Raw genomic sequence first — 26967 nt, forward strand, 5'->3', positions numbered from 1 at the left:
CGGCGCGTCGCCGCTCTGCGTGCCGCCGACATAAGTCGTATTTGCTCATTTTTCCCCCGCGAAACGGATGCTGAGACGCCATCGTCCAATGGCGACATGTTGACGTTATCGTATCCAACATTGCCCGTGCCGCACGGTCAGGAAGGAAGAGAAACTTGTGTGTGACGGAACATGGGAGCGGTGTTCTCAGGCCGCGGTCTCTTCAGAGTAGCCGCCGCCGTCTTGATCGCCGCAAGCGTTACCTGATGGATATGATCGAACCTGGAACCAAAGGATGCGCAGATCAGGAACCGGTCCCGCGTATCTCGTCGGACGGACGATGCGGGGTCTTTTCCCAGCGAAAAGGATCGCGGAAGAGCTGCCAGACCGCGCGCCACGCCGCGAGGGATATCATCAGCCAGTAAAACGGGGTGAACAGGGCCACATGGGCGAAACGCCGCCGCTCTTTGCGCGAAAGCGAAGTCCATCCCAACACGAGGAACGACAGGTAGCCCAGGCTGATGTTGGCTGTGTCGACGGCAAGCATCAGCGAATAGCCGGTCCCCGCATCCAGGAATACCAGGTCGGCGACCAGGAAAATGGCGCTTGCGATCAGCAGAGGATGCAGGAGAGCTGATATAAGCAAGCCGGCAAACAATATCTGGGCGACGGCAAAAGAACCACAACCGATCTCCCGCTTCAAGCGCAGGGGTGCGCGCATGTGAACCAGCCAGGTCTGGGTCCAGCCCTTGAACGGATGTTCGTCGTCGTTTATCATCGTTCGTGAATGTACTGGAAGCCACTGAGTCGAAAGCCGTTTTCCGTTCATTGTTGTTCGCTGACGGTTGCCTACTTCCGGGAGATTTGTTGCTATCCTGTTGATTCGGCCATTGGTTGCATCTGCGGTTAGGGAGACTAGGCCATGAAAAAGAAACTCACCGCCATCGTGCTCGGAGCGCTCCGTCCCAACGTGAGCGCCTATTATGTTGCGGATACGGAGCAGAAAGGCTTGCGGGTTCGTGTCGCTCCATCGGGCACCAGAACCTGGAATGTTGCTTACCGGATCAAAGGGGTGAAGGGCGTGAAAAGCACTTCCCTTGGCCCCTGCGATCCGGATGGCAAGAAAGGACTCGGCCTCGCTGACGCCCGCGAAAGGGCGGCTGCAATCATGAAAGCTGCGCGATTGGGCCGCAGCCTGATCGAGGAAGAAGAGGAGGCTCGGCGGACCAAGAGCGAGCGGCTGAAGGTCACGGAACTGATCGACCGCTACGCGAAACACATCAAGAATCCCAAGCGCAAAGGCGGCCCCCTCCGTAGCGCCGTCGACATCGAGCGGCGTCTGATGCGAGCGTTGGAGGCGAAACTCGACACCGCAGCGGACTCGTTGAGGCGCATTGACATTAGTTCCCTTCTTGATCCCGTTTGGGAGGAATACCCACGCGAGGCCGAAAAGCGCCGGCAGGTAATCGGGGCGATGTACCGCTGGGGGATTGCGAAGGGCTACGTGACGGCCGATCCGACGCATGGAACCGAATCCTACGGCGACGGCGAGCCAGGCCAACGGAGACTTGAGCCGGGAGAGACCAAGGCATTTTGGGAGTGGCTGGATGAAGGGGCTGAAAGTATGCCCCCTGACTGCATCGCCGTGCTTCGCCTGCAACTCTGCCTCGGCAATCGCGCCAGCGAAATCGGCGGCATGGACACATCCGAGCTTTGCTGGATGGGCGATACACTCTTCTGGAGGCTGCCCGCCGCCCGAGCCAAGAACAAAAAGGAACACTTCAAGCCTCTCGTGGGCCTAGCTCGCGAAATCGTCGACGAGGCCCTGAAGAGGCGCAAACACGGGCCGCTGTTTCGAACCGCCAATTCGGATCGCCCGATTACAGCTACTGACATTGGCGGCGCGCTTGGTAACCGTACGTTGCCGTGCGCGCATTTCACCTCTCACGACCTCCGGCGAACCGTAGTCAGCGGCATGGACGAGCTTGGAATTTCGCTCGACACCATAGCCGCCGTCATCAGCCACCAACGTGGCACGAAAAATACGCGAACGTTGATTAAGCACTACAGCCGCGCGAATTTGGATATGCGCGTCGAAACTGCGTTGTCGACCTGGGACGCGCGGTTGCGCGATATCATTGCGGGTCGCGCTGAGCAGCTCGGCGACAACGTCGTAAAGTTGCGCGCATGACGAGATCCGCAGGGATAGGACGGCCATCCGACAAGCCGGTTAAGCACCACCGGTTTCCCTGCGGTCCTCACGGTGCAGTCGCGAAGGTGCAGCGATGACAAGAGCCTTTTCACGTTCACAGCCTTCGATTTGGAGGCGGCAGCAAGACTGGCCTTTCGAGCCTTCAGGACACTATTTTTTGGCTCGCGCTGCCCAGATTCTGTGTCCTGATGCCAACGAAGGTCTTCAAGATAAGGCGGCAGCCCCAATGCGGCGGCAGCTTGCGGACGGAGAGCTTCGTGCGGTTGCCCTCCTGGGTAACGGCACGCTTGCACCGGTACGATCTGACGCGTGGGTTGTGGACGAGAATTTCTCCCAATGGTTTTCGGCGTGCCAGATCACGAATTTCGCGCTGTTTGGCTCCGGCATACACCCCCTGGCGGGTGTTACTTACCATTGGTTGTTCGTCGATCGCGCGGGACTAGATAGCATTGTGGGAAGTGCGAGGATCGCCCCCGGGATTGAGGCGTTCCCGGCTGATCGCGGCCTCAGGGGGCGACGGCCGGCGTACGACTGGCCAGCGTTTGATGCGGAAGCGACCAGCAAACTAGAAGAAGAAGGAGCCTTCAATCCGGCAGTAGACGCCAATTGGAACAAGGCGGCACTAGAACGTCACATGCAGGAATGGTGCGCCAAGAACTGGGGCAAGGAGCCAGGCGAATCCACTATCCGTGACAAACTCACTAAAGTTGAAGCGGATTTCGTCGCGGGCCGAAAAAGCCAATAAATCATTTCCGACCTTTCCGGCTTTTCCGTCCGACTTCAGCAGACGAACAGAGCAAGTTTCTCCCGCATTCACCGGCGTTCCGGTGCGTTCATCAAAGGAGAAACACATGACCAAGCTTGCAGTGAGCATACCCGAGGCGGTTCAGATGACCGGCATCGGACGTTCGTCCATCTACTTGCTCTTTCGCGAAGGCAAACTTGCCCGACGCAAGAGCGGCAAGCGCACCCTGATCCTTGTCGAGGATCTAGAGCGCTACGTCAAAAACCTTCCGGCGGCATCGTGAGGTGCCGTCATGAAGCTAAAAACTGAAACCGCCGCCCCGATTGCAGTCGGGAACGGCGGCGATATTTCCAAAGCTGTGACGGCTGGAGATTATCGCACCCTTACCCTCAGCGCAACGGAAATCGCCTCGTCGATCATCGCGGCGCGCTTCCGGCTCTCTCCCTGCATGGCTCGTCTCGTCTGCGAGCTGGCCCAGCTCGGCGGGAGGCTCGCATGAGAGTGGACACCCTCAACAATACCGCGGCAATCCCGCTTGTCTCTCATCGGAAGAGCGATGACGACTATCAGGCCGTCGTCGCCCAGATCAACGACCGCTGGCGTGTCATCGTCTGCAAGGACGGCATCCAGTGGATATTGCAGCGTAGGACGCGGGCAGAGAGCCCGGATGGAGCGCGATGGGAGGGCCGGAGCTACCTCCGGAGCCGAAACGCGTTGATCAGCGTCAGCCGTGACTCTGCGGGCGAAATTAACCCCAAAGCGGCGGCGATCCTCGAAGCCCTTCCGAGCATGATCGGGATCGGGGGTGCGATATGAGTCAGAAACTTCGCATCCTTGCCAAGATCGAGCCGGACGGCGGTGTCCACGAAGTCGTTGGGCGCGATGCCTGGGCCCTGCTCAATCTGCTTCGTTCCGGCGAGAACGGCTGCACGCCGATCGACACCCCAGGGCCGCGTTGGTCACACTACGTGTTCAAGCTCCGGCGCGCCGGTTTCATCATCGAGACCATCGACGAGTCCCATGGTGGGCCATTTGCCGGGTCGCATGCCCGGTATGTGCTTCGATCGACTGTGACGGTGCTCGAAGAGCGAGGAGTCGCAGCGTGAGCAAGCGCGAGTTCTCGAAAGTTTCCCCGGCCGTTTGGCGGTCGGGGAGATTCACCGGATTGGAGTGCAGCACCGCCCAGGTGCTGTATCTCTATTTCCTCACCTGTGAACACCAAAACAGCGCCGGCTGCTTCAGGCTGCCAGATGGCTACGCCTGTTCGGATCTAGGATGGGACGCTGCCAAGTACGCCGCGGCCCGAGACAAGCTTATTGCCGCCGAGCTTATCACTGTCGATCCGGGGACAGCCGAAATCTATGTGGATCGTTGGCTGAAGCACAATCCGCCGATGAACGAGAAGCATGCGCTCGGGACGCAACGCATCATTGAGAACATCGAGAGTGATGCGATCCGCGAGAAAGTCGAGGCCGATTTCCTGGAAGCCGATGAGGCACGCTCTTCAAAGGTGGTGGCCTTGCACTCATCAGCCCTTGCAAACACCCGCATAATGCGTGGCGGGAGGGGCTGATGGGCATACCCTATGCATACGGTATCGAGACCCTATCGATATATAGAGACAGAGACAGAGACCTGAGACAGAGACCGAGAGAGAGACAAGACAGAGACAAAAACAGAGAAAAAGACCTAAGAGGGTCAAAAGCGTTTTCGCCAAAAAAAGAGGGCTTTGGAGGGAAAGAGCCTCAATCCCGAACCGTTTGCGCACTTCATGGAAGCCTCCCATGAATGGCAACACGCTCCTCTCCGAAAATTCCATAGTTTGCTAGGCCATGCCAGGCATCGCCCTGCGCATATACTGGTCGAACAGTGGAACCGTAAAGGCGGTATCTCCATGCGCGGGGGAATAAATCATTCCCTTCAGTATCAGGCCATTTCTGACAGGTGCAACCGAAGTTGTTTTCACGTTGAGTTTCTCGGCAATATCACCTGATCGATGTGTGCCACCGCCCAATTCGGCCAGTGCCCGCATATATTTCCGCTCGGACGGAGTGCAGCGATCGAAACGCACCTTAAAGAAACTTTGATCAAGCTCCTTTATGGCCATCTGTGTAGCCGCCTCCACGATTTCGAGACTTATCACTTCGGTTGGTGCAGCATTCCAAGCCTCATAGGCCCACTGCTGTAGAAAATATGGATATCGCTCCGTCTGCGCCAAGATTGATTCAATGGCATCTTGCTCAAAAACGACGCCTTCGGATCGAGCAGGGTTCACTATGGCTGCAATAGCATCGGGACTTTCGAGCGCCCCTATTTGGGGGAATCGAAAAAGACGCTCGGTGTATGACTTCGAATTTCCAGCGAGGCCCAATATTTGGGGCAGGCCGGCTCCAATCAGAATGAGCGGTAGCGAAGCCTGATTAATTCGGTGGATCGCCATAATCAGTGAGCTGAATTCCTTCTCCGAAAGGTATTGAAGTTCGTCCATGAGGATCGCGACCGGCCGACCCGCGCTCTTTGCAGCATCGGCAACGACCTCCACTAGGGCGGGCAGGTCAACCTCTAAATCGCCACTGTCGGCGACGCCGACTTCGGGATCGACACTCAATCCCACCTCAATGTCGCTGACCTTGACGGAAAGCCCGCTAAGGAAGCTTTTCAGAACTCGTAGGCCTTTCCGCGCTTTCTCTTTGGCATTCTCGAGAAGGCTAAGTTCGTAAAGGATGCTTCTCAGTCCAGGCACCAACAGCGCGGGAAGAGTCTTTCCTTCGTGAGCTTCAATGAGGATCGTGGCGTACCTCTCTTGTTCAGCTATGCTGCGGATTTTATTAAGCAACACCGTCTTCCCAACGCCGCGCAACCCTACAAGAACTAGACTCTGCGCAGCTTTCCCGATGGCGATTCGGCGCAGGGCGACTGTCGCCTGCTCAATGAGCTCACTTCGTCCCGCAAGTTCTGGCGGCGGACTTCCTGCGCCAGGGGCGTAGGGATTTCTCACTGGATCCAATTTTGAAGCACCTTACCCGTTTATAGCTCGTTTGGGATATAAACGGGTAACTCTCTAATAAGTCAATGACCTGCCCTCCGGCGTGCGGATCGGTGCTAGAGAAACCAAATTGCGCATCCGCACATCGCCAATTATGCGGAACGCCACTATTGCTTAAGGGCTGTAGGATGATCCTGTGCAATCACAGGAGACGGCTCTCATGCGCCCGCCGCGATGATAGTCACCATCAGGTGAATTTTCTCGGATGAGGCGCGTGCCCAGAAGGGCACGCGGAGCGGCGCAATCCCTGCCGATCAAGATGTATGGATTTTGGTCTGCCTGTCGCAACCAGAGCTACCGTCGCCCGGACCCGCTGTGGCCGGTGCGATTGCGAAGAGTGCGATCAGAACTGCGATGACGATGCGCATATCGGAACTCCTGCTTATCAGCCCTGAGAACGGTAGCGCGCACCCAACTCCTTGACGAGGGCGGGCACTTCACAATTTTGAGAGGTCTTCTCGGGCCGCTCCGGGAAAGGGTTAGCAAACTTCTGGACGCAAGCGGACAATAGAATACGACGGCGCACACTACTGAACGTCACTTAAGTATCTGTTTTTATTAGCATTTCGTCCTTACATTGCTTCCGGTGATCTGCTAGAATCACCACAGTGATTTGGAGGCAGCAATGCGATTTGCCGAAGCAATGGACGACTTGATTCAGGTCCGCGTGGCGCGCGACGAAAAGCGCCATTTGATCGAGATTGCCCGCAAGCGTGGGTTGACGCTTTCGGAGTTTCTTCGCGAAACAGCGACCGATGCGGCTCGCAGGGTGGCGGCATAGCCATGGCTCTCGTAACCGCTCCTCCCATCACGCTCATGCAACTCTGGCGGCTCCATCGGAACGAGTGCCGCGCGATTGGTGGCATCGTCGCTGACGCCAGAGCAGGAACGTTGCCGGGTGTCGCACCTCTTCCGAGCGGTCACGGCTTCAAGGTGACGGATCGGTCTGCGGCGTTGGCTGCGATGAGCAGGGAGTTAGGGTGATGGAAACGCCTTCTGCCTTCAGGTGCAGGGGAGCCACTCGTGTTCCTTGAAGCAGTAGCCGTTCTCAGCGAGACGCGAGGTCAAATTGGCCTTATCTGCGCACGCCTTCTTAACGAGGTCTTCGCTGATCTTCTCGCCGTCGTGATTTTCGCCCGCTTCGCAAGCGTAGCTCGCATCGTAAAACTGCAAGATGACGGGCTGAGCGTCAAAAGCAAAGCTTGGCGTGGAAAAGACTATAGCAGTGCTGAACAGAAAGACCTTCACGTCACCCTCCATGGCGATTTCTTATCATATGGGGCGGGATAGTGCCAAATACAGTACGCTCGCCTGTAGATACGATACTTGGAGAGGCTACTTATGGCAGCCCGACCGAGCGCTTTGCCGACATGCTGGGCATTGCATCGGTCATTACCAACAGGGCGACACTTGGAAATGTTACGCCCGAGGATGTAGTATCCGCTCCTGGCCAGTTCAGCGCCTACGGGAAATCTCTGCCTGCCGGCGCAGAGGAATTTCGCGGACTTGCAGAGCAGGCGTGGGGCACGGCGCAGACCATTGGCCCGGTGACGCCCGCGACCTATTACTCGACACCTGCCGCTGCAAGGAACCTTCCAGGCGGGCTGGAACCCGTCGACCAGACCACGGGCCACGTCTACCACGTTGATCCCCAGAACCGCGCCTTCCGTACGGCAAAGGGCTTTGTGCAGCCCACCGCCGAACTGGTCGCGAATGTTGCCCAGCGCGCCTCACAGACCGCGAGAGCGGTTGCATCTGGGGCTATCAATGCGGTCGGAAACACGGTCGAGGCTGTTGGGAATGTTACCGCCCGAACGGGTCGCGGCCTTGCCGCCCTGGCACCAAACGGCCTTCTAGGGCCGAGAGCGCAGCCAAGCGTTAGCTTTGACAGGATTGGCCCGAACCGACCCAATCCGCCGCAGCAGGGCATTACCGATATCGCACAGAGCGCGGTCAACGATGTGCTCGGGCCCGATTACTCGATCGATGTCATATCGGGGACGGAAGGGAGCCTTCCTCAGTACGGCTCGACTCGTCACAAGACTGGCCTTGCCGCCGATATCCAGATCAAAGACCCCACGGGGCGCACGCTCAATGCGATCCGCGACAAGCAGGCAATGCTTGATGTCGCTCAGGCCATGGCGGCAAAGGGAGCGAAGGGAATTGGCATCGGTTCCAACTACATGGGCGCGACGGGCATCCATGTCGATCAGGTGACGCCGGGACCCGGGCAGGATTACGAGTGGGGCAATATCGGCAATGCCAACGCCGGCCTTCTGGCCGATGCCCGACAGTTCAAGGAAATGCCCGCGTCGTTCTACGACAAGACTATGCCCCAGGAAATGGCGGCTCCACGTGCCAATCCTGGCCCCCTGGAGAGCGAATACCAGAAGATGGCGTCAACTATGCAGGAGGCCGGCGTTCGCGGCCTTGGGGCTCCACAGACCTATTCAGCGCCGGTCGGCAAGGTGGCGCGTGCCGCACTAGGTCCGGTGTCTGCGGGTGCTACGCCGGGAACCGGAAAGCTCGGCGGCACCGCTAGAGCGGTGGCGAATCAACCAGCCGCTCGTTCCCCGGCATACACTTCGGCGTTGGCCGAAATGTCCGCCATGACACAAAATCCTGCTCGAGCTCGCTACGACGCTCTACCTGAATGGGGGAAGGCGGCAGTTGCGGCGAGCGACATAGGCGGACTAGTCGCCAACGCTGCCACGGTGGGCTACGTCGACAAGGCCGCCGCTGGGGCCCGCTCGTTGTTTAGCGGCAAGACATATGAGCAAGAACTCGCTGACCTGACTGGCCTCACCAGAGCCGCGGAACGCAGAGCCGGAATGGCAGGTTTGGCAGCTCGGTTGACCGGCGGACCGGAGCCCCAGCTTGGCCCCGCCCCTCGGTCCACGTTTGAGAACATGGTCGCGGGCATGGATAGCCCGGTCTACGGCCCTGGACAGATAGCGCCATCATCCGCTCCTCAAAAGTCCACACCATCACCGGTTCGCCTTGACAATCTGGCGTTTGCCGGTCCGAAGGGCACATTTAGCGTCCCGTCTAAACCATCCGCCCCGACGACTGCCGATCTTGCGGCGGCATATGGGCAACTGGCGACTATGGCCGATGTCGGGATTGCAAACCTGTCTGGCGCACCATTGGCAGCCCCTCAGAAGCCTTCACTTGAACAGGTCGCGGCGGTCGCCTTGCGGGGGACGCCTGCACCGGCCCTGTCGGCTCCTAAAACGGTCAAGACACAGACAATTGCTCCGCCCCAGAAACAAACCCTGGCAGTGCCACAGCAGGCCATAGCTGCCCCACTAACGACGATAGGAGCTTTTCCCACAGCACCAGCGCCTCCGAAGTCCAAGATACCGGAGAGGGTGGCCAAGGCTGCGCTTGGTGGCCTTCTCGGCGGAATACCTGGCGCGGCGCTTGGAGCTTTAAGCCCGGAAATCAGCAAGACGATGGGTGGACTGCTTGGCGGGCTGGGTGGCCTCTTCGGAAATGCTCCCAATCCCCAGCGATCGAACTTTGGCACTGGACTACAGGCGATGAGCGACATTCTAGGCGGGGGCGGTACCGCCGGGGCGACGGCTTATTCCCGATCCACTCCCGGCTATTCGGTCACCAACCTCGGTAACGGCTGGGTCGAGAAACAAAACCAATTCGGGGTGAAGTCCTACGAGCACACAGGCTTCAACCAGAGCCTTTTCGGCGGGGGCGGCATGTTTGGCGGTGGGTTCGGTTCAGGGCGCGATGCGTCGAAAGCAGAAGCAAATCGCGGTGACGGTGGTGTCTCTTCGGGTGGTCGCGGGCTCTGGTGATCTGAAAGCATCTAACTTCAACAAGGCAATCAAAATGCGGACAGAACAAGCAGCGCCCCAACCCCAACCGTTGAGCTGGCCAGAACTCTGGGACAAGCTCATCCTGTGCAACTCCAGGGTATCTGAAAGCGTCGACGAACCCGCAACATTCGTGGGCTTGCAACAGCTCCTGGCGTCCCTGATGGACTCGCAATGCGTCAACAGTGACGACCTCATCACCCTCATCATCTACAGCCACGCGGTCCATACGGCGGCCGAGAAGCTGCGAAAGGCTGCGAGGGGTTCGGAAGCCGACCGAATGTTCGAATTTGCTCAGTCATTCCTCGCCATGTCGCTCAGGAACATCGCTCATATCTCGATGTCAGATGCGCTCTCCGTTCAGGTAACAAAGATCAGCAGAGAAGCTAGGGCGATTGTCTCGGAAAGCAGCCTCAACCACGGGAAACCGAACTGATGAGTGCTGCAACACGGTCCTGCGGCGATTGCAGCAGAGGCTGCAAGTTGATGGGTATTCGCTCAATTCGAAAACCGCCCGGCAGATGGTGCCAACATTGCTCCTCGCAAACCTCGTGCGACATCTACGTTGAACGGCCACGGGAGTGCGCCGAGTTCGAATGCGCGTATCTGCAAAAGCCGGATGTGGTTGGGGAACATTGGCGGCCGGATAAATGCGGAATGGTAATCTCCATAGAGTCCGTTTTCGGCGCACGTCTCGGCCGAGTGACTGTGTTCGTAGACCATGACCGTGAGCAGGCGTGGACGGACGAGCCCCACTATTCGGACCTCAAGGAGTGGGTGCGAGACAACAGCCTGCTAGGCCGCGATATGATGGTCGTGGGGGGCGACCAGCACCGCGTTGCTCGTGACATGCCAATCGACATGAAGCCGGAACAGGAGACCTGATCGCCATGGCAGTGATTCCGCTGAAAGGAGCCAAAGCAGGCAGGGAAATCGCCAAACCCCACGAGGTCACGCCACAAGAGGTGAAAGCTCTCGCCAGCTATGAGCGAAAAAAATCCGCCCGCCCGCCACTTCCGCGGATAAAAATTGCCATGGGGAAGAAGGATGATGGCACGTCCGAAGCATGCTTGACGGTCGACCACGCAGATGCGCTAACCGGGTACAAATTGCTTCAGGAGGCGACAGGCTGTGAAAGCCGCGCGTTCTTTGAAGGCACGCTCGATGCCGCCGGCGCAATCTCACGGACCATCAATGCGATTGACGAATCCAAGATGAACTATGCCCTCGCATTCGTTGCGGGCCTTCACCCTCAGGACCAGGTCGAGACAACGCTTGGCGTGCAGATGGCAGCAATACATTTCGCGACCGTAAAGGCGGCGGAGAACTTCGCAGGGGCCAGAACTGTGGAGGTCCTGGACATGCAGGAACGGGCGCTCAACCGCCTGGCCCGAACGTTCGCTGCTCAAGTGGAGGCCCTGAAGCGTTATCGAAGCAAGGGAGAGCAGAGGGTCATCGTCGAGCGCGTGACCGTTCATGAAGGCGGCCAAGCCATCGTCGGCAATGTCGCCAGCGGGGGGGCGGGGGAAGAGGCAAAAAATGTGCGTTAAACCCATGCATTCCGCACCGCGTTGCTCGGCCAAGAGCAAGCGGAGCGGCATTCAGTGCAAAGCTCCGGCGGTCAGGGGAAAGCGGGTCTGCCGAATGCATGGAGCTCGATCAGGAGCCCCCACCGGCGAGAAGCACGGGCGGTACGTCCATGGACTGCGGACGAAAGAGGCGGTCGCAGCAAAGCGGGAAGTCAGGGAGTTGTTGCGTTCGGTGAGAGACTTGCTGGCGCAAACTCCCCACTGAAAACAGACGGCGAACAGTGGCGCTTTTTGCCGTTCAGGCCGGCTAACCGAAGGAGCAAGAGCATGACACGCATGAAACGCATTCGTCTCACGGTCGCGATGACGGTGGCGCGCTGGCTAGGCGTCCCGGTGGACGTTCACGGCACTTTTTTCATGGAGGGGAAGAACAGCTTAAGCACGTCTGGTCGCGATAACTCTCCGAAGTAGCGAACATGTCCGTCATTCATGTTTCGGGCAACGAGTATATCGGTCTTGGCATTTAGAGGGGCGGTCAACGCCTTCACGAGGGCATCTAATCCCGATGCAGATTGGACAAGCCAGAACGATGTAGGTTCCGCCCATGAGGCGTTCTGACTGCCTCGCATGGCAGCCATCGCTTTGACCATCCCACCATACCGGTCATTGTAAGTGCTGTCCGATGCGATACGGAACGTCACCCAATAGTCAGCCATGGTTTCCTCCCAGGTTTAGCGGGAGGGAACTTAGACGGCTTCAGGTGAAATCGCCGTGACTCAGGCGAAGAGGAAATAGACCGTGGCGGTGCCCGCGATAACGGCAATCAGCCATATCGCAATCGTCCACCGGCCTGATTTCGGCCCGCTGTATTTCTCGTAGCCCGTCATGCGTTCCCCTCCTATTGGGAACAAGCAGTCCTCACTCTCGGTGGTCGACAGCTTGAGGTTTGCGCGGTTCGTCGCCATCAACACCACTCTGACGCCGCGCGAGAGAAGTTCCACTACGTCTTTGTGAATAGTGTAACTGCCCAAAGGCAGATATGTTGAACTGTCGTCCGGTTCTTTACGACAAACGGACGCTTGGAAGTCAACTCAGGTGCTTTCGTCCTACTGGGAGATAACACCTATGCGTATCAATGGCAGCGCCAGTCCAGAGCAGCTGGCCATCCTTCACCAAATATTCAACGAGCGCTGCCGTGCAGCGGGTATCGGACCGGGCCAGCCGGATCATGAAACTTTGGCCCTCCGAATTATGAGCCTGTTTGAGAGTGGCGTTCAGACTGCCGAAGAATTGAAAGATGCGCTGGACGCACGGCACGCAGCGTAGAACTTTCGCTAGCCGGCGCTTTTTTTACTCCGCCGACAGCGCCCGTAGTTCAACTGGACAGAGCAGCAAGTAATCTCAGGCAATGCAGGTTCGAATCCTGCCGGGCGCACCGATCCATTCGTTGGTGCTTACGATCAACCATCGCTGCATCCGGACGGCACGGCTCGGCCGATGCCCCAAGACAGGCGCCCCTGTATGATGGTCAACGTCTGTCGGCCGTTCGAAAAGGTCGTTCCCTCTGGCCCCATTGACGGCAGATCGATTGCGGCCGCGTCGTTGACGGATACCGAAGCGTATTCACCGAGGAGACGCACCGCCAGGCGCGTTCCGTCTTCGCATGTGTAATTGCTGACAGGATAGGGGTCGCCCACACCTGTAGAGGCGGCGTACGCGGGATGCTCGAAGTTTGCGAACATCAGGACACTCGCTGCCGCGATCGATAATTTTCTCAACATAATGGTTCTCCGAGCTTACCCGCCAGCGTAGATGGAACGGACTCGGCGTTGGGATCAAGTTGTCTCGGCGGGGTGCGAGTCGAAAACGCGAGGGTGGGCGCGGCGGCTGACAACCTGCGCAGCATTTTGGGGGGTGCTAGGACCGGTCGTTCAGCCGCCGCGCCCGCGTTCATTTAGGGCAGATCGAAGGGCAACTATAGTTAAATATTGGCAAGATGAGCGCCGAAACCCCGCCCTGCATGCTGATAGTGTCGCCTTCCGACAGTCTCGTTGCCACAGCGGCCCCTCCCGACGCCGATCAAAGCATTCGGCAGTCTGGCACTAGTAGCAGCGCGTCACATATGAGCCGTAGAGCGGGCTTGTGTAGCACCGCGTCATCGGCGGCGGCGCGAGCGGTGCGGGAGCTGCCATTAATTGCCCGCTGAGTTGCAACGCCGCAGCCTGTTGCTGAGGCGTCCATTTCGGTGTGACGAGATCAGCAGAAGTGCAGCCGGTGACAAGCAGTGCCGCAAAAAGCGCGAGTTTTTTCATTTCACGGTGATCCCCCATCCCATAGGGATTGCTACCATATGGCGAGTGAAGAGGCAGCTCATCCGTTGGGGGGATTGGCGATACTGGCCGCGCCATCCTTCGAGGCTTCATTCGAGGGGCAGGCAGAAGTGATGATTCATTGGGCTACTACAAGGCCGCCAAAAAATAGACAGTAGGCACTTTCGCCAAGTGAATTTGCGCGCCGGAGCGGCCCATCTGAACTTCTGGTAGCCCGCGGGCTATTTGAACATATGGGCCGTTATGTTACGCTAACGTGGCATTATACTGACGGATGATGGCTTTTACTTTGGGGAGGTGGCAATGCGCATTTTCTCTCAATTCGCACTACGTGCTGCACAAACTCTCGCATTCCTACTGCTGCTGGTCACGCTTGCACCCCCAGTCAGCTCACAGACCACCGCGCCCAACGACACGATCCAAATCATTGCTCAGATGCAGAAGGTGATCAGTCAAACATACAAACTGGAAAGTGCCGGCGAAGGGATCATGCATCTAGAAACTCTTGCGCTGCTCGCAGCCTACGGTGGCTGGACACGTTACGAGGGCGAAGCCGCCACGGGAGGCATACAGCCGAACGAAAACTACAACATCGTCAAGTTCATCGGGCGAATAAAGCCGGACCTGGCCAACGCGAAGAAAGCAATAGAGCGAAACAAAAGCGCGACCGAGGAAGAACTGAAACGATTCTCGGATATCCTCGCCAACGTCGAGAAATCATCCACGGTAGCAATTGAAGTGCATGACCTGCTTGAAGAGGGCAAGATCGACGAAGCCAACGCACTCTATCGCGACAAATCGATCCCTTTGATACAGTCGATAAATGCGGATTCATATACATTGATTTCAGGCTTGGAGAAGAAGATTGACAAAGCTGCGCTTCATGCCCGTCTCGCCAAGTAGGACGATGGTCACGCGTCGGCAGTGTGGTGCGGGGGTTTTCGCCACTGACGGCAGCGGTATTCACTGGCTTCGACGGGATTGGGCGGATACAGAGTGCGTGGCGGTCGCTAGCCGAAGTACAGGCCAACGAGCATCAAGCCTCCATGAGCGAAAAGGTGGGAACCAATAACCCGCACCCATGTGTTGCGGGACGGTGCGGCACCCCATTGCGTTGCTCCGCCTCGGAGGCTGATAAGCAGGAGCCGCCCGGGCAGGGGAAAGTAAATGGTGTCAGCCAGCATGAATATCGTCGAAATCTTTGTCGCCAATCTTCGCGCCGTTCGCCGCGCAAGAGGGGTCTCTCAGGTCGATCTGGCCAATTCGGCTGGTTTGAGCATGAGATATGTCGGACTGCTTGAACGCGGCGAAAAGTCGCCAACGCTTACGACCGTAGCGGCGATTGCCGACGCCTTGTCCGTTGAGCCTGCTGAATTGATCTCGGGGCCCATCCCCCTTGATCGAGTGGTCAAGCTGGCGTCCGGCTGAGTGCGGCGTCTTGGGCGAAGGGCCGTCAATCGTCTCGGCTGGGGATTGGTTTTCCTTGTCTACCCTTCGGCGACTTCATGAACGCGTCAGCCTTGCCCTTGGCAACGAGTTCGATGAAGGAGCTATTTTCCCGTAGAGTGTATCGCAGGCCTGACCCTGCCAGTTCCACGGTCACCGTGCCATCGCCCGCCGCGTCGAGTAGGCGCACCACTCCCCGCAGCGCCACCTCATCCCCGATGTCGAACCGTCTTTTCCCTGCCATGGATAAAACCCCAAGCTTCTCCCGCTCCGTGAATCATGGGGCGAGGTTCGACGTTGGCAAGAGTGTTCTTTGCCACAGAAAGGCATGCTGGAAGCGCGTCAGCCGTCTCCCGCTGTCCCTACAGCCGCCCGATGCGGAAACGCTTCCAGCCGGCTTCTCTGAGTCATCCCGTGAGTGAATCCTCGCTGATTTTTGTCCGTTAACAGCAATAGCGAGGAAAAGAGGCATAAAGGTAAAGTTTTATCGATTTTGATCGTTGGAACCGCTTCCATGAACTCGCGGGGGGTAACCGTGAAACATGGAAGGACTAGCAAATGCATGGCACACTTCCCCCTGTTCGCCGAGCAAGGATCGTTCGGCGCGATAACACATGGACCTTCAACGAAAGCGAGATACTGAAAGAACATTGGCCAGATGTTTCGTTGCTGAGGAAACGTCTGCCTCATCGTTCGGAAAAAGCAATTCACTGGATGGCAAAACGGTGTGGTCTCATCTCTCCAAAAGAGCAGCACATATGGACCGCGGCCGAACATTCGAAACTGCGGCGCTTTGCTGGCGAGGGCATGACCCGGAAAGCTATTGCCGCCGAACTCGGGGTCACGCCAGAACAGGTCGCCAGTCGGCTTCTGTACACAAGGATCAATATAGCGAAGCAGCCGCCGAAGTTGCTTGGTGATCCTTTGGTCGATGCGATTCGGCGGCGGGCATTCGATATGAGGATGACTATGGCGGAACTGGATCGATCTCTTGGTCGCAGGAAAACCTTTCAGAGTTGCTTTGCCGGAAAGCGAGTAAGCCCCGCGCACATCATGCATGCAGTCAGCGCGCTTGGTGGAAAGATGGTCATCGAATGGGAAGCGGAATGAGAATTGAAAGCAGCCTTGTCTCGGATGCGACCGAACATCAAATCGGTATGCTTGACGTTGATGGAGGCGCAGATTTTGGACCCGAACCGACCGTCCTTTCATTTGTCTGGGCCGCAATGGCGAAAAAACGTCGGCGTCCCGGCCTCTGATGGTGCGCCCCCTCCACCTCGGAGAGGGCGCTTATATCACGAGGGCTTTGCCGATCATTTCAATGGCGGCTGTGCATAATGCACACCGGCACCCGATCATTAGTGGCGTTCAGTTCCTCGGGCCCCCCTCCCTTTTGATCAGCCAGGGCGCATCAACCGGCAAGCGGCTGAGAACCCGTTATTTCGCAAAGGCAATATTCACGATCTGCGCCTCTGTGAGATTGAGCTGCTCGCTCGCCAGCTTAAAGTCATCGTCAGCCTCGCTCAGGAACCGAAGGTCCTCTTTGAGGCAACTCTTCGGTTCATATTGCTTGAGCTTCACCAGAACGATCGGGGCAACAGTCGGCTGGAAGAACATCAGACTTTCGCTCTGGGTCTGAATAGCACCCCGCATGGTGCCGTCCGCCTCCCTCATCTTTGTGAGAGTGGCCAGGCGAACGGATCCCTCGTAGACCGTCAGAAGGTGGATAAGTCCTGTGTACGAGCTCATGTAGACCGTGCCCTCATGGGCACGCGCACCATATTCGCGCTCGCTATCTATCTGATAATAGTCCGCAAACCTAAAATGGTCTGAAGTGTCGTCCCACTGGATACGATAGATCGATTTGTAGATCGAGCCAGGTCGCGTGAAACTGCGCCGATACGCGCTGAAGAAACCTTCATAGTTTCGGTGCGTATGGCGAAGATAACCGCCGAAAACATCGTCGGCGACATCCACGTCGCCGAGAGTGTTTTCAAGCTGTGGTTCGACATCGAGAGCGTTGCTTACATCTACAAGAGTTTGGTCACGTATCGGCTCGCCAGAGAGTAGGTTGCGAATCGTTTTCTCGTCATATCCAGTTTTTTCGGCCAGATAAACTCGAGTCCATCCTTTATTCCTAAGGGCTCGTTGAAGGCTTTTTGCACGCTCAATTCTGAACTCTAGGTCCGACCCGCGAGACATAACCTCCCTCCGTTAATTCGGAAGTAAAATTGCTGGTATTTCCCGGTTTGGCAAGCACGCTTCCGGGTACTTCCGAAAGCTCCTCAAAGAAGTGGTCACACGGAGCTTTGCCTGCTTCTCGCTTCCGCTTGAGGGCCTATTCGGAATGGTTAATGGCGATTAACTTTTGATCATCCCGCTACCAACGGGGCCAACGAGACCAAGGTCTCACAACCAAAACGTGGAGGAATGATCATGAACCGCAAGGCCCTTTTCATCGCTGCTGCGATGCTTTCTACCGCCTCGGCAACCGAGGCTTTTGCAGACTGCTCCTCGGGCTTTATTGCTAATGTTCTGTGCGAGACGGGCGTCATCAATCAGGAGACGGCTAACGGCCTGGATGGCATCCATGCTGGCATGGGCCGGCCCATTGAGACGCAGATCCTGCCGGGGGTCGCCGATGCATTTTATCCGGGGTCCGGGAATGCTCTCAGGGCGTGGGACCAGATGAACCGCGGTGGCGGCTTCGGTGGCGGTATCCCGACCCCGAACGGCGGCGGCCACCGCCAGGCGCAGTTCGGCAATTTCTGCTTCACCGCGCTCGGTCGTGCTGGCCCCGGCCACGCTCAGCCGGTTGGCTCGTTCTGCACCGACAATTACGGATATCCCGGGACGATCGGGATGTAATCTTGATGGAAAGAAGGTGCCCTCATGGCCCCTTCACCGATTGGATATCTGCCCCTTCTAGGCCAGGCTGCACCCTTGGCCCCAGGAGGGGCAGATCTCGTGTTTTTTCCGGGGTCTTCCGCCCATGTCCAAGCTGCAAGCTAAAAGACGGAAGGCGAGGACTCCACGCCTCGTTGGTAGCCCCGGAACCCCTGCTTCTCAGTCGTCGTTCGAGGCGTTCAGTTCCTCGGGCGGCTTTCCGCTTTCATAGTCGCGCGTCTTGAGTCGAACTCCAGCGCCGCCACCGTTTCGATTGATAAACTCAATCCCTGCGACGTTCAGTGCAGCCTCCAGAGCGCGGATTGTTGCCCCATGCCCGGAGAGTTCCCCGACCATTGCCTCCAATCGTTTGATGGTCGGTACGGAAACGCCAGACTTTTCGGCAAGGTCAGCCTGAGACCATCTCAACAGTGCCCGGCCGCCTCTCAGATGTTCTGCGTCCATAAAATTTGATCCTTTTTTGATAATTTGATCCGATAAGGATTGATTTACGATCCCATATAGATTAAATAATCCCTAACGGATCAAAACGCAAGGGAAGGGCAATCATGTTCGACAGGTCTGAAATCATGAAAGCCGCTTGGGCTCTTTGGAGTGCCCACTACGACGCCCATCCAAACCTGGCTCGGGAGTTCGAAATCGAAGAGTTTGGCTTCTATCTGTCAGTCGCCTGGCGAAACGCACGTGATGCAGCAATGACTGGGACGGCAAAACGCAGGGCCTCGATCAGCCGCGAAATCGATCAGCGGGTCGATATCGAACGGCGGCGGCGCGAGCTAGACGCCGAACTCGCATCCATTGCCGGCTAAAAAAACAGAGCGCTAACACCAACGGGAGAATGAAAATGCCGAACACTGCTGTTCGGGCGGCCGCCGAAGGTTTGCCCGCCAAAAAACCGCTGACCTATATGGATCTAGAAAGCGCCATGCACGATGCCGTCAACATGGCGGAAGTTGCGTGCGAAATAATCGAACGCACACAGTGCGCGGGCAACAGGACGACTAACGGCTACCGCCTTGCCGATAGCGAAATGCATATGCTCACATTCGTGATTTATCACACACTCGAACTCGCGAACGCCCTCAAGGCGAAGTTTAACGCGATCCATGAAAGCAACGGCGGCGAGCCGGAAGGCGGTGCAGCATGAGCGCCGCCACCAAAAGCGTCAGCGCCGCCGACGTTGATAGAGCATACCACCTGAGTGCGCTCCTGGGCGTGTGCGAATATGCCTGCCGAATGCTGGAGCACGTAGGTGACAACTACCGCCAGGGGCTCCAAAGCAATATCGCCTCCACACTCGAACTCGCCGGGAAGATGGCGGGTGAGGGCATCGAAATCCTCGAAACGATGGAACAAGCACAGAAGAAGGGACCGGGGGCATGACACGCCTGAATGTCATCGAGCCGGCGATTTGTCCGGATACCGTTGTTACAGGCGCGTTGGAGTTGGATAAAGTTGGCGGCAACGTTCGGCTGGTACTCTATTCGTCACAGCGTTCGCTGCATGACGGCAGTCTGGAACATCTCGTCTGCTCGAAGCTCTTTGGCAGCCGGCGCGACCTCTTGAAGATTGCTCTCGGCATTGTCCGCGAACTGACAGACAACGCGCCCGCCGAAACTATATCGGCAACGCTGGATTGTCTGGAGGAGGGTTCCCGGCACTGAGCGATGTCGCCGAGTTGCGACATGCGGCCCGCCAAGGCTAACCTTGGCGGGTTTTCGCGTTCGACTCGTCCTTCGGCCCTCTATTTGCACCAAACTCCGGGAACGTGCGGCCATGAAACAGCATGGCCTTCACTCACCAGAACCATTCCAACGTCACGGCCGTCCATAAGACTGATCTGGACCAGCTCACGGCTACCATCGTTTTCACCGAGCCATTCGATTGCGTAGCCGGCAGACATCAGTTCCAGCATGCGGTACGTCGCAATCTTGGCGAACTGTGGTTCCTGATCGCACTCTGCATGGGCTGGGTACTCCGGCGTGTCGATGCCCTTGAGCCGCCATTTGACGCCGCGCTCCCATCCGGTGTCGCCGTCTACGAGACAGGTCACCTTGCGCTCGGCGCGATTGCCGCCTTTGCAAGTTCGATGGCACTTACTGCTGTCGGCAAGGTCGATAATACCAAAAGGCAAAGAACCGACACCCCACGCATACCTAGCCTTGTCCCCGCATCTTCAGAACTTCGCAGAACTCTCGCACCATGTCAGCTGAGACATTTTCTGGGAAGCAGAGCGGAGCGTAACCGCCGGCACGGCTCCATGCGCTCCGCTTGCCACAACGGTTGCCCCGCGCGTCGCGATTATAGGGAAGATTGAAGGTGTCTGGTTGCCATTCCTTGACGAGAACTAGCGCGATTAAGGCCGTCGATTTTCAGGAACAAACACTTTGTAAACGCATTTCAGTGATTATATCAGCATAGAGGCTCATCCCGTTGGGTGGCTTGCAAACCGCGATTAATCGTGTCATCTACTGCTTACTCCGGCGCGTCCCGCTAGCTTTATGAGGATGCGTCGGCATAAAAGGGCTCCTGCGGGAGCCCTTGCTATTTGTGGGCGGGCAGATGGATCGAGTGGCAGTTTTTGTAGATGCGGGATACCTTTTTGCTCAGGGCAGCGTAGCACTAACGGGAAGTCAAAAACCCCGCGCCAGCACAGTCCTCGATCCAGCGTCCGTAATCGCCGCTCTCAAGGAAGTCGCCGCTGAGAAAGCCTCGCACGCTCGCTTGCTGCGAATATACTGGTACGATGGAGCTGTCGGCGGAAGCCGTCCGACAGCTGACCAAGCTTTGCTTGCGCATCTTGATGACGTGAAGTTGCGACTTGGATTTATCAACAACTCAGGGCAGCAGAAGGGCGTAGACTCTTTAATAGTCACGGACTTGATCGAGCTTGCCCGCCAAAAATCGATTTGTGATGCCGTTCTGTTATCTGGCGATGAGGATGTGCGAGTGGGGGTGCAAATCGCTCAGAATTATGGCGTCAGGGTTCATCTACTGGGAATTCAACCTAGTAGAGGTTCGCAGTCCCATCAGCTTTTGCAGGAGGCGGATACAACGGTAGAGTGGAGCGCTGCCACCATCGGCACTTTTTTAGCCATGCGTGCTATGGCCGACGAGAGCAAGCATCATCAGTCGAAAGTGGCTATCGCAGCGAATAAGCCTGCGCCGGCCGCCACGGGGGAGACGGGAACGTCCGCTCTTGAACAGGCTGTTTCCGATTTTGTGCAAGCTTTAGAAGAAACCGATCTAGACGGGATCGTTGCATATTGGGAAACCGACAGGGGAGTCCCGTCCGACTTTGACCGAAAGCTGCTGCCATGCGGAAGAGAAGCGCTCGGCAGAGACCTTGAGCGTGAAGAAATCCGACAAGTTCGCAGTCGCTTTCAAATGGAGGTGAAAGCGAGGCTCGCAGCCAGGTAGCCGTTCGACTTGCCAACTCACGGTGAATGCTTGCCTTTGGGATAGTGTCCCACGCATCGTTGACGCAGCTGTCCTCAGCTTTGAGAAGCTTTTCCAAATCGGCTAGACGATAGATAGCGCAAGGGAGACCCTGCCCAACAGGGCTCTACGGGTTGCTTGCTGCGGCTGACCAACCAACTTACATTTTTCATGCACTCGACGTTTGCAAACCCAAGGATCGAATTGCTGCGCCGAGATGCCTACGTTTCGGTCATTGGGAGGACGCCCGATGCATCACGTCCCCAAACATCGCTGGATCGAAGATTTGGCGCTGAGTTTGTATCCCCGGTCCCAGCCATCAACAACCTACACTCTTCGCAGCTTCTGGGAGAAACACTGCGAATGGGAACGAAGGGCCCGTGTCCATTTTCTTGAGCGTGACGCGAGCGACAGAAGGGTTCGCGCCCTGGTATGGTGGTACGTCGTCGAATATATCCTGCGTGACTACTCAAACTACAACACGTCGCAACATCCGTTCCAATTTCCCTCAGATTTTGTCGCAGTCCTTTGCGAGATTGCGGGCTATCTCGCAACTGGCAAGATTCCAGAGATGGTTTCTGCCGTCGCGGGGCGCGGCACGCCCGCAGGCGGACCTCGTGAGCGCGAGCAGATCGAACTCGCACAAGTCTATGCACGCTGCGTACGGGAAGGTGAAATTGTTGACAAATCCCCGATCAAGACCATCGCGGAGACGTACGGCGTCCACAGGCGAACGGCGCGTCGATGGGCAAATGAGACCGAATCCCGCCCCGAGGTCTACTATCCCGGCGGCCCCAAGCGGGTGATTAAGATGATGCGCGCGGCCGCTTCCGAATATGCGCGAACAGGAAGATCCAGCGAGGCAATAAGAGCCCGAGGAAGACCGGCCATTAAATGAGTGGTTTCGGTGCCGGTGGCCTTGAACGAATCCTTCGTCATAATCCGCTTCACGAGCAGGAGCGTCAAATCCTGTTTCAGTTAAGGGAGCAGAGCTATGAGCAAGTATGCATTTAGCGTGAATGAGCTGGTGTGCGAAATCGGCATCGGCAAAACGAAAATCTACCAGGAAATGCGCAAAGGAAGGATTCGTGCTCGAAAAAGTGGCCGCAGAACAATCGTTCTGGCGAGCGAAGTCGAGAGGTACCTGCGGTCACTCCCCCTTCAGTTCGACCCTGCTTGCGCGCCTGCGCAGAGGACAATTCAAAGGGAATGAAGGATCGCACTCGTGAGCGTTCAAACATGCTGTTCGAGGGCAAATTGTTGCTATCGTGTTGGTACAGATGCGAAAATGAAGCAACATTGTCTTGAATTTATCATTGTTTTCATAGCGTTAGCGCTTTGAAGCATAATTTGGGTCCAGCCCTTGAACCAGCGCGTGCGCTGCGGCAGCCATACCCCCAGTTGTTCCGGGCCATCCTCATAGGTCGGCGAGGCGATTGTTTCGGTACGATAGCCGAAACGCGCCAGACGCAGGCCGAGGTCCGCATCCTCGGTAAGATTGTACGGATCCCAGCCGCCGACTTCCTGCAAAATGGATCGCCGGAAGTGGTTCGAGGTGCCGCCAAGCGGCAGCAACAGGCGACGGCTGGAAAGCCATGGCAACATGCCCCTGAACAGGGCCGCATATTCGAATGCGAACATATGGGCGATGATGCCGTTTTTGGCGTTCGCCACCTCCAACGGCGCCTGGACGCACGCCAGCTTGCCGTCGCTTGCCTCGAAGCGTTGCCAGGCTTCGATCAGTTGCAATGGGTGCGGCCGGTCCTCGGCATCATAAAGCACGACAAAATCGCTGCTGACGGCAGGCAGCGCATAGGCAAGCGCTTTCGGCTTCGTGCGTGGCCCCACGACCGGAACCTCGATGACCTCGACCGCCGGGCGAAGCGGCTGCGCGCGGATGGCAGCCAGCGTCTCGTGATCGTCCGCCTCGCATACGAGCTTGATCTCGAGCTTGCTGAGCGGCCAGACGATATTGCCGAGCGCGATGAGCAGTTCCGGCACGATTTCGGCTTCCTTGTGGAGCGCGACGAGCACTGAATAGACGGGCATGGTTTTCGCCGCGACCGGGCCGGCCGCGAACCGGGCCGAGGCCGAGGCGGCGGACGCCGCGGCAAACCGCAAATAGATGCCGGCCAGGAAGAAAAATGAAGAAATAAAGTGAAATCCAACAAAGCTTTCGGCTGGATAGGCCCCAACCATCACGATCAGCCCCGCGACGAGACAGCCCAGCACGAAAGCCTGCCAGCCATTGAGCACGAGGCGCGCCGAACGGTCAGGTCGGTTGTCGAAAAGATCGTTCACCGCGCGTTGGCCCAGAACCGGACGCGCCCTTTCGAACAAACCCCTACGCAACGCCGAAGGCGCTGTAATTTTCAAACTTTGGCGCAGTGCGGGCGACCGCAGCAACCGGCGCTTCAGGGCGGGAATATCGATGCCGTCGGTCGCGGCAATGACATCGATGCCGGCCTTTTTGCGCAATGCGACGGGGGCTGCCCCCGGCCTGCGGCCAAGCAGCGCGACGATGTCGGCTTCCTGGACCACAAGCTTGTCCGGATCGACGCAATCGAGGTAATCGACCCCGAGTTCGTCGGCCAACGCTCGATAGAGTGCGGCTTCGGGAACAATGCCGGATGCATGCAGTTCCCGCAGGAGCGACACACCGTTGACGTGCGCCCGCATGGCAACATGGGTGCGCATCAGCTGCGAGAACCCCAGGCGGTCGAGAACGGGCCTCCACGTATCGAGTTCGGGGTAGCGCAACACCGCTTCAAGGCCAGTGTCGCCGGCTGAACTCGTGAAAGCTGGCGGTTCGAAAAACCGAAAACGGACGCCGGCGACACCCGCCGGCAGTGTTAACGGAACGCCTTCCTCCGAAACGTTCATCGCTCCTCCCAGAACTGTAGGGCCTGCGAGCAATCTCAGCGCGTTGTCGGTCTTTCCTGCGCCGTCGATGCCACTGGAGAAACAACCGGGTTTAAGGCGCAAGGAAGCCGCTGCCGGTCTCTGTGGGAGGTCCGGCCATAATGCCTTGATATACGTTTTAACTGTTTCGACTGCGCGGCCCCCCAAGCCGCTTCTGACAGTTGCCCCTACGTCATTAACATAAGTTAGCCGGCTTTCCCATGCAAAGCAATGAGCCGCGTGGCCGGCGGGTTTCGTCTTTCGCTCAATCCGGAAGCCGGCGGGCCGTGCCGAAAGCGCCCGCATTGACAGGTCGCGGCTGCCGGTATTGATTTCCGGCCATTCGACCGGGGCAGCGGCGCCCCATCTGGAGGGTGAATTCCTTGAGACCGATCGCGGCCTTTCTCGCTTCGCTGTGGATTGCCCTGCTCTTCGCCCAGGTGGCTCGGGCGGACCAGCCGGCGATCCCGGTTTTCTGGGACGCCAGGGAGAGACTGGCCAAGCCCGACCTTACCGGCGTGAAGCGGCTGCGTTTTCTCACCACGACGGACTTTCCGCCGTTCAACTTCCTCGACGGATCGGGCCGGTTGACCGGCTTCCACGTTGACCTAGCGCGGGCGATCTGCACCGAACTCGAAATCCTCGACAAATGCCAGATCCAGGCGCTGCCGTGGCGGGAACTCGACGCGGCCCTCGCCGCCAAGGAGGGCGAGGCCATCATCGCTGGCATTTCCGTCACCGCGCAGACCCGCGACAGATACGGCTTTTCCCGAGCCTATCTGCAGTTTCCCGCACGCTTCGCGGCGCGATCGGCATCGCCCATTGCGGAACCGCTATACACGACGTCTGCCGGCAAGCGCATCGGCGTCGTCGCCGGATCGGCGCATGAGCGCATGCTCCGCGACTATTTTCCGGAGGTCAAAGCGGTGACCTATGCCAGGCAGGATTGGGTGTTCGACGACCTCAAGGCCGGCAAGATCGACGGGACGTTCGGCGACGGCATGCGGCTCGCTTTCTGGCTCTCCGGATCCGATTCCGGGGCCTGCTGCCGTTTTGCGGGCGGCCCCTATCTGGCCCCGGAATATCTCGGCACCGGGCTCGCCATCGCAGCCGGCAAGGACGATCCGGCGCTCACCCAGATGTTCGATTACGCGCTGCAGCAGATCAACGTCAAAGGCATCTTCGCCGAACTCTACCTGCGCTACTTCCCGGTCAGCTTTTTCTGAACGGCAGCATCAATGCCCAGAAAAGCCGCGTCGGGCTGTCGTCGCGGTAGGCGGTAAGCCCGATCTCGACGCCGTCATGGCCGCGTTTCGGCTGCGCGACATAGGTGCCGAACAGCCTGTCCCAGAACGGAAAATTGAAGCCGTAATTGGAATCGGTCTCGGCCCGCTCGCACGAGTGGTGGACCCGGTGCATATCGGGCGTCACCAGGACCTTGCGCAAGGCGCGGTCGGCGCCAGCGCTAAGGCGGACATTCGAATGATTGAACATCGAGGTGCCGTTGAGCACGATCTCGAAGACCAGCACGCCAAGGACCGGTGCGCCGAGGATGATGACTATCGCCGCCTTCCACAGCATCGACAACAGGATTTCGAGTGGATGGAAGCGCAGCCCGGTGGTCACATCGAGACCGGTGTCGGCGTGATGCATGCGATGGATGCGCCAAAGCAGCGGGATCTTGTGGCTCGCAACATGTTCCAGCCAGACCGCGAAATCGAGGATGACGAAGGACAGGATGCCGGCAACGACGCCGTCGAGGCCCAGCCATCGGAATAGGCCCCAGTGGTTAGCCTCCGCCCAGGCAGCGGCACCCACCGCCGCCGCCGGAAACACCAGCCGCAACACCGCCGACGAGATCAGTACAATCGACAGGTTGGTGAACCAGCGCCGCGATTTCAGGGCGCCCGCCATTTCGGGCCGCTCAAGCCGTGGGGACCACAGTTCGAACCCCGCCATCGCCCCGAAGACAACCAGGAACGCGACGGCGCGGATAACGGGCTCGGAGAAGGACACTGCCTCCATCCAACATCAGGTCAGCATGCGGTGGCGCGCCTTGGAAGCCAATTCGATGGCGTGCGCCGTCGTGTCGTCGATCTCAAGGGCCTGACGAAGCCGCTGCATGACGCGGACCTCCTCCATGCGCATTTCGAGGTCGACGGACGCCACTTCCACAGCCAGTGCGTAAGCGGTGTCGTGCAGGCGTGCGGGAATGGCCTTGCGCGCAAGCTCCAGGATCCCATCCAGGCTCCTGCCGTCATGCAGCAGTTGCTGGCAATCTTTGGCGACGGCTACCAGCCGGTCCTCGGGAAAATCGACAAACACCGGCCACGACCGCACCACCTGCCCGATCCGCGCCAGTTCCTCGTCTGTCATGTCGCGGTCGGAGGCAGACGTGATGACCATCACGTAGATCATCGCTTCGTGGGCGGTCGGCATGGTCTGGAGGTCTCCAAGCAATTGATTTGCCGCCCGAACTTACTGCATCGGCCCGAAAATCGGAATCGATTTTCGGAAAGCACGATGCATCGATTCAAAGTCTTAGAGCGTCCTTTTGTGCGTCCACATGGACGCACGGCGCTCTAAGGACGCACCGTCTCC

General features: G+C 58.0%; 39 protein-coding genes and 1 tRNA gene. 27 read left to right on the forward strand and 13 right to left on the reverse strand.

The window, feature by feature from the left end; genetic code table 11:
- Positions 1 to 283 precede the first annotated feature (283 nt).
- Positions 284 to 808 (reverse strand): hypothetical protein, encoded by a 525-nt coding sequence (locus F3H98_RS19595; RefSeq protein WP_149762028.1) that lies wholly within the window; start codon positions 806 to 808, stop codon positions 284 to 286.
- Between the two features lie 93 nt (positions 809 to 901).
- Here F3H98_RS19595 and F3H98_RS19600 point away from each other — a divergent pair, with 93 nt between their 5' ends.
- From F3H98_RS19600 to F3H98_RS19630, 7 genes are all read left to right on the forward strand, one after another.
- The gene (locus F3H98_RS19600; protein ID WP_149762029.1) at positions 902 to 2170 is read left to right on the forward strand and encodes a tyrosine-type recombinase/integrase; all 1269 of its coding nucleotides are present in this window, start codon (positions 902 to 904) and stop codon (positions 2168 to 2170) included.
- Between the two features lie 94 nt (positions 2171 to 2264).
- Positions 2265 to 2936 (forward strand): hypothetical protein, encoded by a 672-nt coding sequence (locus F3H98_RS19605; protein WP_149762030.1) that lies wholly within the window; start codon positions 2265 to 2267, stop codon positions 2934 to 2936.
- Between the two features lie 106 nt (positions 2937 to 3042).
- Complete coding sequence (locus F3H98_RS19610; RefSeq protein ID WP_149762031.1) at positions 3043 to 3219, forward strand: helix-turn-helix transcriptional regulator; 177 nt, start codon at positions 3043 to 3045, stop codon at positions 3217 to 3219.
- 9 nt (positions 3220 to 3228) lie between these two features.
- Positions 3229 to 3435, forward strand: coding sequence for a hypothetical protein (locus F3H98_RS19615; RefSeq protein WP_149762032.1), 207 nt, complete (start codon positions 3229 to 3231; stop codon positions 3433 to 3435).
- Positions 3432 to 3752, forward strand: coding sequence for a hypothetical protein (locus F3H98_RS19620; protein ID WP_149762033.1), 321 nt, complete (start codon positions 3432 to 3434; stop codon positions 3750 to 3752). The genes F3H98_RS19615 and F3H98_RS19620 overlap by 4 nt, the downstream gene beginning before the upstream one ends.
- Positions 3749 to 4042: a winged helix domain-containing protein gene (locus tag F3H98_RS19625; RefSeq protein ID WP_149762034.1), complete on the forward strand. Its 294-nt coding sequence runs from the start codon at positions 3749 to 3751 to the stop codon at positions 4040 to 4042. The genes F3H98_RS19620 and F3H98_RS19625 overlap by 4 nt, the downstream gene beginning before the upstream one ends.
- Positions 4039 to 4509: a hypothetical protein gene (locus F3H98_RS19630; RefSeq protein WP_149762035.1), complete on the forward strand. Its 471-nt coding sequence runs from the start codon at positions 4039 to 4041 to the stop codon at positions 4507 to 4509. The genes F3H98_RS19625 and F3H98_RS19630 overlap by 4 nt, the downstream gene beginning before the upstream one ends.
- Positions 4510 to 4761: 252 nt before the next feature.
- Here F3H98_RS19630 and F3H98_RS19635 read toward each other — a convergent pair whose 3' ends face one another.
- On the reverse strand, positions 4762 to 5934 hold the full coding sequence (locus tag F3H98_RS19635) for an ATP-binding protein (protein ID WP_244621801.1): 1173 nt from the start codon (positions 5932 to 5934) through the stop codon (positions 4762 to 4764).
- A gap of 673 nt (positions 5935 to 6607) precedes the next feature.
- On the opposite strand from F3H98_RS19635, the gene F3H98_RS31155 reads away from it, so the two are divergent.
- Complete coding sequence (locus F3H98_RS31155) at positions 6608 to 6763, forward strand: plasmid mobilization protein (RefSeq protein WP_188130481.1); 156 nt, start codon at positions 6608 to 6610, stop codon at positions 6761 to 6763.
- A gap of 221 nt (positions 6764 to 6984) precedes the next feature.
- On the opposite strand, the gene F3H98_RS19640 is transcribed toward F3H98_RS31155, so the two are convergent.
- On the reverse strand, positions 6985 to 7230 hold the full coding sequence (locus F3H98_RS19640; protein WP_149762037.1) for a hypothetical protein: 246 nt from the start codon (positions 7228 to 7230) through the stop codon (positions 6985 to 6987).
- Between the two features lie 122 nt (positions 7231 to 7352).
- Here F3H98_RS19640 and F3H98_RS19645 point away from each other — a divergent pair, with 122 nt between their 5' ends.
- From F3H98_RS19645 to F3H98_RS32315, 5 genes are all read left to right on the forward strand, one after another.
- On the forward strand, positions 7353 to 9797 hold the full coding sequence (locus tag F3H98_RS19645) for a hypothetical protein (protein WP_149762038.1): 2445 nt from the start codon (positions 7353 to 7355) through the stop codon (positions 9795 to 9797).
- Positions 9757 to 10251, forward strand: a complete 495-nt coding sequence (locus tag F3H98_RS19650; RefSeq protein WP_149762039.1) for a hypothetical protein — start codon at positions 9757 to 9759, stop codon at positions 10249 to 10251. Before F3H98_RS19645 ends, F3H98_RS19650 begins: the two co-directional genes overlap by 41 nt.
- A 221-nt stretch (positions 10252 to 10472) precedes the next feature.
- Positions 10473 to 10700, forward strand: a complete 228-nt coding sequence (locus tag F3H98_RS19655) for a hypothetical protein (protein WP_149762040.1) — start codon at positions 10473 to 10475, stop codon at positions 10698 to 10700.
- Positions 10701 to 10705: 5 nt separating this feature from the next.
- Positions 10706 to 11365: a hypothetical protein gene (locus tag F3H98_RS19660; protein WP_149762041.1), complete on the forward strand. Its 660-nt coding sequence runs from the start codon at positions 10706 to 10708 to the stop codon at positions 11363 to 11365.
- A gap of 4 nt (positions 11366 to 11369) precedes the next feature.
- The gene (locus tag F3H98_RS32315; RefSeq protein ID WP_149762092.1) at positions 11370 to 11609 is read left to right on the forward strand and encodes a hypothetical protein; all 240 of its coding nucleotides are present in this window, start codon (positions 11370 to 11372) and stop codon (positions 11607 to 11609) included.
- 136 nt (positions 11610 to 11745) lie between these two features.
- Here F3H98_RS32315 and F3H98_RS19670 read toward each other — a convergent pair whose 3' ends face one another.
- Positions 11746 to 12060, reverse strand: coding sequence for a hypothetical protein (locus F3H98_RS19670; RefSeq protein WP_149762042.1), 315 nt, complete (start codon positions 12058 to 12060; stop codon positions 11746 to 11748).
- 409 nt (positions 12061 to 12469) lie between these two features.
- Between F3H98_RS19670 and F3H98_RS19675 the strand changes: the two genes are divergently transcribed.
- Together F3H98_RS19675 and F3H98_RS19680 are read left to right on the forward strand one after the other, a co-directional pair.
- Positions 12470 to 12670, forward strand: coding sequence for a hypothetical protein (locus tag F3H98_RS19675; RefSeq protein ID WP_149762043.1), 201 nt, complete (start codon positions 12470 to 12472; stop codon positions 12668 to 12670).
- A gap of 38 nt (positions 12671 to 12708) precedes the next feature.
- Positions 12709 to 12779 (forward strand) — tRNA-OTHER (locus F3H98_RS19680).
- A 25-nt stretch (positions 12780 to 12804) separates the two neighbouring features.
- Here the strand turns inward: F3H98_RS19680 and F3H98_RS19685 are convergent.
- Both F3H98_RS19685 and F3H98_RS19690 read right to left on the reverse strand, forming a co-directional pair.
- Positions 12805 to 13125: a hypothetical protein gene (locus F3H98_RS19685; protein WP_188130475.1), complete on the reverse strand. Its 321-nt coding sequence runs from the start codon at positions 13123 to 13125 to the stop codon at positions 12805 to 12807.
- 321 nt (positions 13126 to 13446) lie between these two features.
- Complete coding sequence (locus F3H98_RS19690; RefSeq protein ID WP_149762044.1) at positions 13447 to 13656, reverse strand: hypothetical protein; 210 nt, start codon at positions 13654 to 13656, stop codon at positions 13447 to 13449.
- A gap of 321 nt (positions 13657 to 13977) precedes the next feature.
- Here F3H98_RS19690 and F3H98_RS19695 point away from each other — a divergent pair, with 321 nt between their 5' ends.
- Together F3H98_RS19695 and F3H98_RS19700 are read left to right on the forward strand one after the other, a co-directional pair.
- Entirely contained in the window at positions 13978 to 14577 is a 600-nt protein-coding gene (locus F3H98_RS19695) for a hypothetical protein (protein ID WP_149762045.1), read from the forward strand.
- A gap of 279 nt (positions 14578 to 14856) precedes the next feature.
- Entirely contained in the window at positions 14857 to 15102 is a 246-nt protein-coding gene (locus F3H98_RS19700; protein ID WP_149762046.1) for a helix-turn-helix domain-containing protein, read from the forward strand.
- 25 nt (positions 15103 to 15127) lie between these two features.
- On the opposite strand, the gene F3H98_RS19705 is transcribed toward F3H98_RS19700, so the two are convergent.
- Entirely contained in the window at positions 15128 to 15364 is a 237-nt protein-coding gene (locus tag F3H98_RS19705; protein ID WP_149762047.1) for a hypothetical protein, read from the reverse strand.
- A 314-nt stretch (positions 15365 to 15678) separates the two neighbouring features.
- On the opposite strand from F3H98_RS19705, the gene F3H98_RS19710 reads away from it, so the two are divergent.
- Positions 15679 to 16230: a hypothetical protein gene (locus tag F3H98_RS19710; protein ID WP_149762048.1), complete on the forward strand. Its 552-nt coding sequence runs from the start codon at positions 15679 to 15681 to the stop codon at positions 16228 to 16230.
- A gap of 327 nt (positions 16231 to 16557) precedes the next feature.
- Here the strand turns inward: F3H98_RS19710 and F3H98_RS19715 are convergent, their stop codons facing one another.
- The gene (locus F3H98_RS19715; RefSeq protein WP_149762049.1) at positions 16558 to 17322 is read right to left on the reverse strand and encodes a helix-turn-helix domain-containing protein; all 765 of its coding nucleotides are present in this window, start codon (positions 17320 to 17322) and stop codon (positions 16558 to 16560) included.
- Positions 17323 to 17556: 234 nt separating this feature from the next.
- Here F3H98_RS19715 and F3H98_RS19720 point away from each other — a divergent pair, with 234 nt between their 5' ends.
- Complete coding sequence (locus tag F3H98_RS19720; RefSeq protein ID WP_149762050.1) at positions 17557 to 17988, forward strand: hypothetical protein; 432 nt, start codon at positions 17557 to 17559, stop codon at positions 17986 to 17988.
- A gap of 198 nt (positions 17989 to 18186) precedes the next feature.
- Here the strand turns inward: F3H98_RS19720 and F3H98_RS19725 are convergent, their stop codons facing one another.
- Positions 18187 to 18471, reverse strand: coding sequence for a helix-turn-helix domain-containing protein (locus tag F3H98_RS19725; protein WP_149762051.1), 285 nt, complete (start codon positions 18469 to 18471; stop codon positions 18187 to 18189).
- 104 nt (positions 18472 to 18575) lie between these two features.
- Here F3H98_RS19725 and F3H98_RS19730 point away from each other — a divergent pair, with 104 nt between their 5' ends.
- Genes F3H98_RS19730 through F3H98_RS19745 form a run of 4 tightly spaced genes read left to right on the forward strand, consistent with a single transcriptional unit; the run spans position 18576 to position 19691 of the window.
- On the forward strand, positions 18576 to 18836 hold the full coding sequence (locus F3H98_RS19730) for a hypothetical protein (protein ID WP_149762052.1): 261 nt from the start codon (positions 18576 to 18578) through the stop codon (positions 18834 to 18836).
- A gap of 35 nt (positions 18837 to 18871) precedes the next feature.
- The gene (locus tag F3H98_RS19735) at positions 18872 to 19174 is read left to right on the forward strand and encodes a hypothetical protein (protein WP_149762053.1); all 303 of its coding nucleotides are present in this window, start codon (positions 18872 to 18874) and stop codon (positions 19172 to 19174) included.
- On the forward strand, positions 19171 to 19410 hold the full coding sequence (locus F3H98_RS19740; protein ID WP_149762054.1) for a hypothetical protein: 240 nt from the start codon (positions 19171 to 19173) through the stop codon (positions 19408 to 19410). Before F3H98_RS19735 ends, F3H98_RS19740 begins: the two co-directional genes overlap by 4 nt.
- Positions 19407 to 19691 carry a hypothetical protein gene (locus F3H98_RS19745; RefSeq protein WP_149762055.1) on the forward strand — a complete coding sequence of 95 codons (285 nt, stop codon included), beginning with the start codon at positions 19407 to 19409 and terminating at the stop codon, positions 19689 to 19691. The genes F3H98_RS19740 and F3H98_RS19745 overlap by 4 nt, the downstream gene beginning before the upstream one ends.
- Before the next feature lie 80 nt (positions 19692 to 19771).
- On the opposite strand, the gene F3H98_RS19750 is transcribed toward F3H98_RS19745, so the two are convergent.
- Positions 19772 to 20161 (reverse strand): thermonuclease family protein, encoded by a 390-nt coding sequence (locus tag F3H98_RS19750; RefSeq protein WP_149762056.1) that lies wholly within the window; start codon positions 20159 to 20161, stop codon positions 19772 to 19774.
- A gap of 428 nt (positions 20162 to 20589) precedes the next feature.
- Between F3H98_RS19750 and F3H98_RS19755 the strand changes: the two genes are divergently transcribed.
- From F3H98_RS19755 to F3H98_RS19765, 3 genes are all read left to right on the forward strand, one after another.
- Positions 20590 to 21447: an NYN domain-containing protein gene (locus F3H98_RS19755; protein WP_149762057.1), complete on the forward strand. Its 858-nt coding sequence runs from the start codon at positions 20590 to 20592 to the stop codon at positions 21445 to 21447.
- A gap of 268 nt (positions 21448 to 21715) precedes the next feature.
- Complete coding sequence (locus F3H98_RS19760) at positions 21716 to 22363, forward strand: hypothetical protein (RefSeq protein WP_149762058.1); 648 nt, start codon at positions 21716 to 21718, stop codon at positions 22361 to 22363.
- Between the two features lie 96 nt (positions 22364 to 22459).
- Complete coding sequence (locus F3H98_RS19765) at positions 22460 to 22678, forward strand: helix-turn-helix domain-containing protein (RefSeq protein WP_149762059.1); 219 nt, start codon at positions 22460 to 22462, stop codon at positions 22676 to 22678.
- 50 nt (positions 22679 to 22728) lie between these two features.
- On the opposite strand, the gene F3H98_RS19770 is transcribed toward F3H98_RS19765, so the two are convergent.
- Complete coding sequence (locus F3H98_RS19770; RefSeq protein ID WP_188130476.1) at positions 22729 to 24348, reverse strand: glycosyltransferase; 1620 nt, start codon at positions 24346 to 24348, stop codon at positions 22729 to 22731.
- A gap of 401 nt (positions 24349 to 24749) precedes the next feature.
- Here F3H98_RS19770 and F3H98_RS19775 point away from each other — a divergent pair, with 401 nt between their 5' ends.
- Positions 24750 to 25592 (forward strand): transporter substrate-binding domain-containing protein, encoded by an 843-nt coding sequence (locus tag F3H98_RS19775; RefSeq protein ID WP_244621798.1) that lies wholly within the window; start codon positions 24750 to 24752, stop codon positions 25590 to 25592.
- On the opposite strand, the gene F3H98_RS19780 is transcribed toward F3H98_RS19775, so the two are convergent.
- Entirely contained in the window at positions 25579 to 26391 is an 813-nt protein-coding gene (locus F3H98_RS19780) for a sterol desaturase family protein (RefSeq protein ID WP_149762061.1), read from the reverse strand. The two genes, F3H98_RS19775 and F3H98_RS19780, sit on opposite strands and share 14 nt — an antisense overlap.
- Before the next feature lie 6 nt (positions 26392 to 26397).
- On the reverse strand, positions 26398 to 26805 hold the full coding sequence (locus F3H98_RS19785; RefSeq protein WP_149762062.1) for a tellurite resistance TerB family protein: 408 nt from the start codon (positions 26803 to 26805) through the stop codon (positions 26398 to 26400).
- Between the last annotated feature and the right edge of the window lie 162 nt (positions 26806 to 26967).

The organism is Neomesorhizobium albiziae (assembly GCF_900114255.1).
GTDB classification, from domain to species: domain Bacteria; phylum Pseudomonadota; class Alphaproteobacteria; order Rhizobiales; family Rhizobiaceae; genus Neomesorhizobium; species Neomesorhizobium albiziae.